This is a genomic window from Streptococcus sp. P25B114 (genome assembly GCF_053010325.1).
In genome coordinates this window covers 1-8,283 of the sequence record NZ_JBRKNW010000033.1, presented here as the reverse complement: position 1 = coordinate 8,283, position 8,283 = coordinate 1, and the positions used below count along the sequence as shown (strand labels likewise).

Below are 8,283 nucleotides of genomic sequence, written 5' to 3'. Positions count from 1 at the left end.
ATGATGCGGAGCATTATTTTTGTTTTTAAGTGCTTGCTTTAATTCTTCAACTTGTGTCTGGGTAAATTCTTTTGTCATAATACTATCATATCGCTATTTTTGATTTTTGTTAAGTATTATTTCATTTTTAAAACTATTTATACAATATTGTTACAAGAATTTTAAGATTTGAAAAAATGAAAAAAGCAAGCAATGGTCTCGCTGCTTATAAGATATCTATTAATTGCTGGTAGTTGCTGATTGTGTAGGTTGGTTTGAGATGGCTTGTATTTTCTAGGCCAGCTGGATTGTACCAGACTGTATCCATGCCAGCGTTGATACCGCCTTGGATGTCTGCCGTCAGGCTGTCACCAATCATGAGCGCTCTGAACAGGTCAAAACCGGTAATCTGCTCTGCTATTTTTTCATAAAAATCAAGCTCCGGCTTCTGGGTCCCCATCTGCTCAGAGATAAATACTTGCTTGAAATAGCTGCCAATGGGTGAGTGTTTGAGACGATTTTCCTGGATGTAGGTGATGCCGTTGGTCGCGCCATAAATCTGGTAGCCACGCTCCGTCAAGGTCTCAAGCAAATCATCCGCTCCCTCAAAAATCTGTCCTTGACGACCGATAAATTCTTGGTAACGAAGGGCCAACTCAGCTCCGTCTTCCTGCCGTCCGAAATGGGCAAAGGCCCGCGAAAATCGAGTATTGACCAGCTCCTTCTTGGTAATCAAACCCTTTTCCAAGTCCTTCCACATGCCCTGATTGAGCGGACGATAGACATCTTTAAAGGCCTGAATGTCCTCCACTTCCATAAATTCCAGAAACTGAGTGAGGGCAATCTCCTCACCAGTCGCAAAATCCAACAAAGTATGGTCAAGGTCGAAAAGTAGAAATTTGTAGGTCATGATGCTTTTCCTTTCAGAGGCGAATTATTTTATCAAAGGTTAATGAAACTATTATACCATATCTTTAATATCAAATTTGGGATAGATGTGATTAGGCACACTTACCGCGATACTTACAGGAAATCTACAACATATTTGGCACAATTATTTCCTCACTCAAGTAAATTTTTAATGGTTCCTAATGTATTCTAAAAATAGATCGGTCACGCGCATTCTTATTGGATTGGTGTACAGACCGTACTCGCACAAAAAACAGCCAACTTTCGTCAGCTGTTGAGTTTCTTAAAAATTCACATTGTCTGGATCAGATTGGACGCTAACGCCTTCAACTCTATCCAAGGTCGCCACATCATCTGCCGACAATTCAAAGTCAAAGATGTTCAAATTGCTTTCAATGTTGGCTGGTGTGACAGATTTTGGTAGAGGCAAGAATCCTTTTTGCAGGCTCCAACGTAATGCCACTTGGGCAACAGATTTGCCAGTCTTTTCAGCAATTTCTTGTACTACTTCATTCCTGAAGATGCTGCCTGTTCCCAGTGGACTGTAGGCTTCCAGAAGAATGTCGTGCTCACGGCAGAAGGCTGCTAATTCTTCCTGCGGGCAACCCGGTGCCAAGAGAACTTGGTTGACCTGTGGCTTGATTTCAGCTGTTTCAAACAAGGCTTCCAGGTGATGGATCATAAAATTGGATACACCGATAGCGCGGACCTTGCCTGCCTTGTAGGCTTCCTCCATGGCCTTCCAGGCACCAGCATTTCCAGCCTTCCAGGCATCATTCTCACGGAGCGCCTTTGGATTTGGCCAGTGAATCAAGAGCAAGTCAAGGTAGTCAACGCCCAATTTTTCCAGCGATTCCTCAATCGACGCCTTAGCAAGCTCATAATCGTGCTTGTCGTTCCAGACCTTTGTCGTCAGGAAAATATCCTCACGCGCCAGGTCACTATCTGTGATGGCACGACCAACACTGCGCTCATTTCCATAAATCTGCGCCGTATCGACATGCGTGTAGCCAACCTTGAGGGCGTGCGCCACACTCTTGTAGGCAGTATCGCCTTCTTTAATCTGCCAAGTACCAAAACCAATCTTTGGAATCTTGACACCATTTGAAAGTGTATAGTTTTCCATGTTTCCTCCTTTTTGAAACACTAGGACTCTGCGTCCTTTCTTCGTATATCGTAGTAGGCATCTGTCCGCTCATTTGCCGAAATTCCCTAAGCTTCTAGCTGGGCTAACTGCTGATGGATCTCGATTTTCTTTACCAGATAGGCATGGGTCTCCTGCAAGGCCGCGATCTGATCCTCCAGCTGGGCCTGCGTTTTCTTGAGCAAGTTCGACGACAGGGCATGATTGTGGAACTCCGCCAAAATCTTCTGGATATCATCCAAGGGCATTCCCACACGGCGATTGTGGACAATGGCCTTGAGCCGGTCAATGCTCCGCTCATCAAACTGACGGATACCCCGCTCATTTCTAGGAATCTCCACCATTCCCTCTTTATCATAAAAACGGATGGTCGGCGCTGAAATCCCCAGCAACTCCGCAATTTCTTTAATCGTGGACATAGCTGCCTACATCACTATTGTATCAACTTAAACCTACTTTAAGTCAAGTCTGAAGTTTATTTTTTTGAAAATAGCCTGGAACTCAACTGTATCATTCCCAGCAAGCCCCTACTTGACCTGACCACGTTGGTAAGAGGCATTGTAGACTTGAAAATCATGGTCGTGCAGGACCTCGGCCGCCTCTGCAAACCAATTGACATTACGAATGAGACCACGACCGACTTGGATCAAATCAGCCTGGCCATTTTGCAAGATATATTCTCCCAACTCTGGACTATTAAGCAAGCCAACAGCTGTAACTGGAATACTGACAACTTCTTTGATTTTGGCAGAAAAACCAGCCTGATAACCACCATAGATTGGAATATTTGGTCGCGTATCCATGACACCGCCAGTTGAGATATCCAGGCAAGCCACGCCCAGTTCTTCCAACCATTTAGCAATTTGTTGGTAATCTTGGAGTGTATTTTGCTGGCCAGTCTCATCGTAGGCGGTCACTGACAAGCGCACCCAAACTGGACCAGTAAAGACAGCTTTCACACCTTCGATAATTTCTTTCAAGAAACGGAATCGATTTTCCAGACTACCACCGTAGGCATCCGTCCGCTGATTGGTCAAGGGTTCCAGAAATTGATTGACTAAATAGCCATGCGCCCCGTGAATTTCAATCATGTCGTAGCCAGCCTGAGCTGCACGCGCCGCAGCCGCCACAAAAGCAGACTGAACACGCTCAATATCTTCAAGGGTCATTTCCTGCGGTACCTTGTAATCTTGGTTAAAGGCAAGAGCAGTCGGAGCAAGGGGCAGTTCCGCATCCTTGGCCTTACGGCCACCATGACTGAGCTGGATACCAACCTTACTTCCGAAAGCCTTCAATTCAGATACTAATTTGGCTAGGGCCTGTGCCTGTTCATCTGTCCAAATACCCAAGTCATACTTAGATAACCGACCATCTGGTTCTACAGCCGTCGCTTCTTGGATAATCAGGCCAACTCCGCCGATAGCACGCGCGCCATAGTGGGCATGATGGAAGGCTGTTGGCACCCATCTTCAGCCTTGACTTCGTACATACACATAGGTGGCATGACCACACGATTTTTGAGCGACAAACCAGCAATCTCAACCGGTGACAATAATAATGACATAACTACCTCCTCTTACCTGAGCTCAACAAATACTATTATAGCACTAATTAGAATAAAAATCAGAATATGAACACGACAGAAAAATCCTCTGACTATTGTCAGAGGATTCAACTAAGCTTTCCAGCGTTTGGTTTTCTTGAGCATCATAGGATAGCTGGCCTTCATTAACCATTTGATAAAGGCATTTCCTTGACCATTTGAAATAGCAGTTTTGCCCTTAGCTAACATTTCTTCAAAACTGATGTCTGGCTCTACAAAACGACCGTTGACATAACAATAAGAGCAATAGATAGACGATTTCGTCCCATCTTTCTCACTTCCACGAACATCTAGGCCATGTAAATTCAAAGGCATAGCACAAGACTGACAAAATTTTTCCATAGTATTTCCTTTCGATGAATTCTTTCTTACACTCTCTCCTTCAACCGCTCCACAAAAAGATAGGCTGCTGGGCAAATGAGCGTGTTTTTCAAGGTCAGATGGTTAATCTGATAGAAACGCTTTCGGTCGGTATGGGGAAAGGCTGCGCAGGCCTTGGGACGGGCGTCATAGACGTCACAGAGATTGTCAGGGCCCAGAAATGGACAGGGCATGGACTGGAAGACCTTGTCGCCATCCTCATCCACCCGTAGATAGGTGGACTCAAAGGTCGACAATTTCATCCGAAAGAGCTTGGCCATGCGGGTAATATCCGCCTCCGTCAAGTCTGGTCCTAAATCCTTGCAACAATTGGCACATTGGGTGCAGTCAATTTCTTGGAAGACTTCGTCGTGCAATTCCTTGACAATTATATCTAAATTTTTCGGTGGCTTTTTCTTCAAGCTAGCCAAAAATTTGCGGTGCTCTCCCTGTTTTTGCAGGGCCAGCTGCCGGTACTTCTCAATATCTAAGCTCATAAACTTCCTTTTCTCAATGGTCTAAAGTGCTCTGCTATTTTCCAAAGCCTTTGTAGAAAAAATCCTACGGGAAACCTCAGCGACGGGTAGGCCAATGATGGTATGAATGTCACCTGAAATCCCGGCCACAAAGCGTGGGTCCAGCTCCTGAATACCGTAGGCACCAGCCTTGTCCAGGGGCTGCTTGTCATGGATGTAGGTCTGGATAGGCTCCTCAAGCGCCGGGTAATAGTCGACAAAGTCAATCTCTGCCACAGTGTAAAAGACATCCAATGAATCCGCAGTGCGCAGGCAGACCGAGGTCACAACCTGATGGATCTTGCCGAAATAAGAGCGCAACATGGCCTCAGCCTCCGCCAAATCAAGCGGTTTATTAAAAATTCGGTCGTCCGCCACCACAATGGTATCCGCTGAAATGTAGAGCTTACCCGGCTCCAGAGGCAGATCAGACTTGGCCTTGGAAATTTCACAACAGGTCTTGGCGGCCCGGGTCAGAAAATCATCCGCAGCGAATTCAGCCATAAACTGTTCTTCAATCCTGCGTTCATCAACTTCTACCGACTGGATTTCTGGCGCTAAAAATTGCAAAAGCTCTTTTCTGCGGGGTGAGTTGCTGAGCAGGACATAGGAGTCAATTTGTCCTGCTTGGCCTTGACTTTGGTAATCGAAAATTGTTTTCATTGTTCAACCTATAGGAAAAGGGCTAGGCATCTGCCCAGCCCTTCCTGACTTATTTTTTATCATCTTCATCCATGCTGAGGACGCTGAGGAAGGCTTCCTGCGGTACTTCGACGGAACCGATGGCCTTCATCCGTTTTTTACCGGCCTTTTGTTTTTCCAAGAGTTTGCGTTTACGGGAAACGTCACCGCCATAACATTTAGCCAATACGTTCTTACGAAGGGCCTTGATGTCGCTACGGGCAACTATTTTTTGACCGATAGCAGCTTGGATTGGCACTTCAAACTGCTGACGAGGGATGATTTTCTTGAGCTTGTCCACGATAATCTTCCCACGTTCGTAGGCAAATTCCTTGTGGACAATAAAGCTGAGAGCATCGACCTTGTCGCCATTGAGGAGAATATCCATTTTCACCAGTTTAGATGAGCGGTATTCAGAAATCTCGTAGTCAAAGCTCGCGTAGCCGCGGGTTGAGGACTTAAGCTTGTCAAAGAAATCAAAGACAATTTCAGCCAGAGGGATTTGGTAAATGACATTGACACGATTGTCATCAATATAATCCATGGTCACGAAGTCGCCACGCTTGCGCTGGGCCAATTCCATCACCGCACCGACATATTCCTGCGGTACCATGATTTGGGCCTTGACGTAAGGTTCTTCGATAGTGGCAATCTTGGTTGGATCTGGAAACTCAGATGGGTTGGCCACATCGATCGACTCACCATCTGTCATATTGACATGGTAAACCACCGACGGCGCTGTCATGATCAGATCAATGTTGAATTCCCGCTCAATCCGTTCTTGAATAACGTCCATGTGGAGCAGTCCCAAGAAACCACAGCGGAAACCAAATCCAAGGGCCTGCGAAGTTTCAGGCTCAAATTGCAGACTCGCATCATTGAGCTGGAGTTTTTCCAAGGCCTCACGCAAGTCATTGTACTTGTTGGAATCAATCGGATAGATACCAGCAAAGACCATTGGGTTCATCTGTTTGTAGCCAGCCAAGGGTTCAGAGGCAGGATTGTCAGCTAAGGTCACCGTATCACCGACACGGGTATCCGCAACCGTCTTGATGGAGGCCGCAATATAACCTACGTCACCCGTTGCCAGGTAGTCACGCCCCATGGCTTTGGGTGTGAAAATTCCCACTTCTGTCACGTCAAAGGTCTTGCCATTGGACATCATTTGAATGGTGTCGCCGGGCTTGACCACACCATTGACAATGCGGACCTGCAAAATAACACCGCGGTATGGGTCGTAAACAGAGTCGAAAATCAAGGCTTGAAGGGGCGCCTCGACATCACCAGTTGGTGCAGGCACTTTTTCAACGATTTGCTCAAGGATTTCCTCGATGCCAATACCCGCTTTTGCGGACGTCAAGACAGCCTCTGAGGCGTCCAATCCGATTACATCTTCGATTTCATGACGGACACGTTCTGGGTCAGCCGCTGGCAAGTCAATCTTGTTGATAATGGGCAGGATTTCCAAATCATTGTCCAGGGCCAGATAAACGTTGGCCAAGGTCTGAGCCTCAATACCTTGAGCAGCATCGACCACCAAAATCGCACCTTCGCAGGCTGCCAAAGACCGAGAAACTTCATAGGTAAAGTCAACGTGCCCCGGTGTGTCAATCAGGTGGAAGGTATAGGTCTCACCATCCTTGGCCTTGTAATTGAGCTGGACAGCATTGAGCTTGATGGTAATGCCACGCTCACGCTCCAAATCCATGCTGTCTAGGAGCTGGGCCTGCATTTCACGGCTAGAAACTGTCTCTGTTTTTTCCAAAATACGGTCAGCCAGCGTTGATTTCCCATGGTCAATATGGGCAATGATAGAGAAGTTACGAATCTTCTCCTGTCGTTTTTTCAAATCTTCTAAATTCATCATTCATCCTTTAAGGGTAATACTCTTCATTATATCAATTCATTATAGTTTTGGCAAGAAAGCTACTGTCTTCAAGCCTAAAGTACCAGCTTTCGCGAATAGCTCCGATATGCTCTAAAACAGGCAAAGAATAGAGCATTTGCTCAACTTCTGCTAGTATTTCTTTGTACTATGCTTGTTCATAACCCTACTCCTTGCTATTTTGGGTACAAGAAAAGCACTCGAATACTCGAATGCTTAATAAAAGCTCTATAATTTCTGTAGTGGGTAAATCCACTGTAGAGATTATGTAGCCTTTTTGAGTGTATACAAAAAATCCCATATGACCTATAATGAAAAGCAACCACACTCACATTAGAAAGACTCATATGGAACAACTTTATCATACCACAAAACTAATTGGAATCAAAGACAAAAACATCAAAATTCTCTTCGTTTTAAAACATCAGACCCATCTGGAAATTCGGGCAAGGCTGGATTATGACAGCCCTAGCTATCCTCATTGCCAAGGGAAGTGTATCAAGTACGATTTTCAAAAGTCGTCAAAAATCCCTATTTTAGATTGTCAGGGGTCTCCAACCTTCCTCCTGCTTAAAAAACGCCGGTTTCAATGCAAATCTTGCCAAAAAGTGACTGTATCTGAGACACCTCTAGTCAAGAAAAACTGTCAGATTTCCCAACCTATTTGGGAGAAAATCACACAACTCCATACAGAAAACATGACCAATATAGCCATCGCTAGGAGACTACATATCTCCGTGTCAGTTGTCCAGAGGAAACTGGCTCAATTTCAATTTGAGCATGATTTTATGAAATTACCAAAAGTCTTGAGCTGGGATGAATTTAGTCGGAACAAGGGAAAACTCGCCTTTATTGCTCAGGATTTTGAGACGAGATCGATTGTGACCATTCTTGACAACAACCGCCAAACCACCATCAAGAACTATTTCTACAAGTATCCTAGGGCGGTCAGAGAAACTGTCGAGGTCGTGACCATGCTATGTTTAGCGTCTACTACAAATTGGCTAGCCCCTTCGCTTTCCTATCTCTAGGCTCAGGCTGAAACAGTCTATTCCCAGACTGTTTCACTCCCAAAAGCTAAAATTGTCCTTGATAGATTTCACATTATCCAACACCTGAGCCGTGCTATGATGACGACTAGAATTGATATTATGAAGACTTTCGATACGCGTTCCCTACCTTATCGATCCATGAAAAATCACTGGCG

At 45.3% G+C, this 8,283-nt stretch carries 7 protein-coding genes and 2 pseudogenes; 1 reads left to right on the top strand and 8 read right to left on the bottom strand.

Annotated elements, in window-relative coordinates; translation table 11 throughout:
- Positions 1-205: 205 nt before the first annotated feature.
- The 8 genes and pseudogenes from ACVC7T_RS10740 to lepA all read right to left on the bottom strand — a co-directional run bounded on the left by ACVC7T_RS10740 (position 206) and on the right by lepA (position 7,055).
- A complete protein-coding gene (locus ACVC7T_RS10740) occupies positions 206-889 on the bottom strand; it encodes a YjjG family noncanonical pyrimidine nucleotidase (RefSeq protein WP_170242485.1) in 684 nt (227 codons plus the stop codon).
- 282 nt (positions 890-1,171) lie between these two features.
- Positions 1,172-2,014, bottom strand: a complete 843-nt coding sequence (locus ACVC7T_RS10735; protein ID WP_447262936.1) for an aldo/keto reductase — start codon at positions 2,012-2,014, stop codon at positions 1,172-1,174.
- An 86-nt stretch (positions 2,015-2,100) separates the two neighbouring features.
- Positions 2,101-2,451: a MerR family transcriptional regulator gene (locus ACVC7T_RS10730; RefSeq protein WP_447262935.1), complete on the bottom strand. Its 351-nt coding sequence runs from the start codon at positions 2,449-2,451 to the stop codon at positions 2,101-2,103.
- A gap of 108 nt (positions 2,452-2,559) precedes the next feature.
- Positions 2,560-3,596 (bottom strand): annotated as a pseudogene (locus tag ACVC7T_RS10725) (oxidoreductase).
- A gap of 111 nt (positions 3,597-3,707) precedes the next feature.
- Positions 3,708-3,977, bottom strand: a complete 270-nt coding sequence (locus tag ACVC7T_RS10720; protein WP_172023369.1) for a zinc ribbon domain-containing protein — start codon at positions 3,975-3,977, stop codon at positions 3,708-3,710.
- A gap of 26 nt (positions 3,978-4,003) precedes the next feature.
- The gene (locus ACVC7T_RS10715) at positions 4,004-4,492 is read right to left on the bottom strand and encodes a YkgJ family cysteine cluster protein (RefSeq protein ID WP_172023371.1); all 489 of its coding nucleotides are present in this window, start codon (positions 4,490-4,492) and stop codon (positions 4,004-4,006) included.
- Positions 4,493-4,513: 21 nt separating this feature from the next.
- Positions 4,514-5,173 (bottom strand): Maf family protein, encoded by a 660-nt coding sequence (locus ACVC7T_RS10710; protein WP_172096597.1) that lies wholly within the window; start codon positions 5,171-5,173, stop codon positions 4,514-4,516.
- A 49-nt stretch (positions 5,174-5,222) separates the two neighbouring features.
- Positions 5,223-7,055 (bottom strand): translation elongation factor 4, encoded by a 1,833-nt coding sequence (gene lepA / locus ACVC7T_RS10705; protein WP_105110806.1) that lies wholly within the window; start codon positions 7,053-7,055, stop codon positions 5,223-5,225.
- Positions 7,056-7,423: 368 nt separating this feature from the next.
- On the opposite strand from lepA, the pseudogene ACVC7T_RS10700 reads away from it, so the two are divergent.
- Positions 7,424-8,283, top strand: a pseudogene (locus tag ACVC7T_RS10700) (transposase); the annotation flags it as partial.